Origin of the sequence: Pseudomonas sp. (assembly GCF_036404235.1) — a bacterium.
Lineage (GTDB): Bacteria > Pseudomonadota > Gammaproteobacteria > Pseudomonadales > Pseudomonadaceae > Aquipseudomonas.
Genome location: NZ_DASWOT010000101.1, coordinates 1 through 1,623, shown reverse-complemented (window position 1 = coordinate 1,623; position 1,623 = coordinate 1). Strand labels below are relative to the sequence as shown.

The window sequence follows — 1,623 nt, the reverse complement described above, 5'->3', positions numbered from 1 at the left end:
CAGCGTTCCATTGCTGGCAGCTTGATCAGCGGACGGCGAACAGCCGACCAGGCTTGAAGTAACGGCTAGAATCGCCAGCCAGCGGTTTAGTGAGCCGGGGATACCCAAGGTGCGAGGGAAACGAGCTGGAAAGAGGGTGCTCATGGGCTGTCATCGATGAGGAATGAGGGCTGGCGCGGGGTTTGCCCGGCAGGTGTTCTCAGACCGTAATCTTATGAGTGAAAGCTGTAAAAGGCTTTTTTGATCTAAGCTAATTATGTGTTTATTGAATGAAGTTTGATGCAGGATATGTGAAGGTTACATCGGCGGCAGGTTCCGGTGTTTCGCCGATGGGGGATGGAATTTTGCCCAGCCATCGGCGCTTCTCCTTCATCGCGAATGCCGCCCAATCTTCGTTCAGGGGGTGACCGGCACCTTCAGCGCAGGCGCTTTCTGGTAACGGTCATGCAGCCCGATGATCAGCGCAGATGCCTGCATCTGGTATTGCCTGCCAAGGGCCAGCAGCCAACCGCTGCCGTGCCAGTCCTGCACGATACGATCAAGTAACTGACGCATCTCGGGCTGCTGCTTGCGCAACCAGATCACCGAATCCGCAGGCACCAGGTCCTCGGCGATCGGGATTTCAAACCCGGCCCACTCGGGCTGCCTCAATAATTCATGCATGATCGGGCTGTTCAGCACCACGGCATCACAACTATTGCCCCGCAAGGCCAGTAGCACTTCGGATTGATCCCGGAAGGCCTTGAGCTTTACGTGATAGTTCTGGGTGAGCGGCTGCTGGAAACTTGCACCCTGGGAAATGCACACGGTCTTGTCCTTCAGATCCTCCTAGCGTGTGATGCCTGAATTGCGCGGAGCGACCAACGCACCGCCCAGTTGCTCATAGGGCGTCGGCACATAATCCAGTTGTTCGGCGCGTTCAGGTGTCACGGTCATGTTGGCGATCAAAAGATCCACCTTTCCCTGTTGCAGGAAGACTGCGCGGTTGGCCGCGACCACCGGCACAACCTCGGTTTCAACGCCCAGTTTGTGACCGATATCTTGCGCCAGATCAACGGCAAAACCCACAGGCATTTGTGTGCCGGGCTTGTAGGTGCCGAATGGAAAACTGCTGAGGTTGACGCCAATGCGTACCTTGCCGCGCTCCATGATGTTGGCGTACAGGTCGCCAGCCTGTGCGTGCGCATAAGACAGCAGAGCGGCTGCGCCCAAGAGACAGGCCAGTAGTTTATTTTTCATGATCAGCGCCCAGTCGTTTCGTTGTGTTGTTTGAAGAAGTCTTGCAAGACCTGGCGATATCGCCTCTGCCCGTCGGGCGTTTCCCAGTCAGCGAACATTTGCGCATTCGGGGCCAGCGCGGCTATTTCCTCACCAATCGCTTTGGGGTGCCGGGCATCGTTCCCGGGAAGCACCAGCAACGGTGTCGTGCATGAGCTAACGAAGTCACGGCTGACGCTGTAGACGAAGTCGCGGTGGAACAAATTGCGCTCCACAGCGTGCATCACCTGCGGGTCGAGGTGCCGCCCCTGGGCGATGAGCCCTTCAGTCCACGAACGAAAAGAAGCCTGGCGCAGCGCAAGGTTGTCGTCACTTTTGCCGATCGGTTGTTGCAGTACAGCAGAC

Annotated in this window: 3 protein-coding genes; all 3 read right to left on the bottom strand. The window is 57.1% G+C overall.

The genetic code is table 11. From position 1 onward, the window contains the following. Positions 1 to 396 precede the first annotated feature (396 nt). The gene (locus tag VGC62_RS27720; RefSeq protein WP_414705792.1) at positions 397 to 807 is read right to left on the bottom strand and encodes a hypothetical protein; all 411 of its coding nucleotides are present in this window, start codon (positions 805 to 807) and stop codon (positions 397 to 399) included. A gap of 21 nt (positions 808 to 828) precedes the next feature. Continuing rightward, positions 829 to 1,239, bottom strand: a complete 411-nt coding sequence (locus tag VGC62_RS27715) for a transporter substrate-binding domain-containing protein (protein WP_414705791.1) — start codon at positions 1,237 to 1,239, stop codon at positions 829 to 831. A gap of 2 nt (positions 1,240 to 1,241) precedes the next feature. Further along, on the bottom strand, positions 1,242 to 1,623 hold a 382-nt coding region (locus VGC62_RS12705), incomplete at its 5' end, for a hypothetical protein (protein ID WP_331187432.1).

Excerpts from the sequence above, each read along its gene's own strand:
- VGC62_RS27715 (WP_414705791.1), bottom strand. The coding sequence starts at position 1,239 with ATGAAAAATAAACTACTGGCCTGTCTCTTGGGCGCAGCCGCTCTGCTG.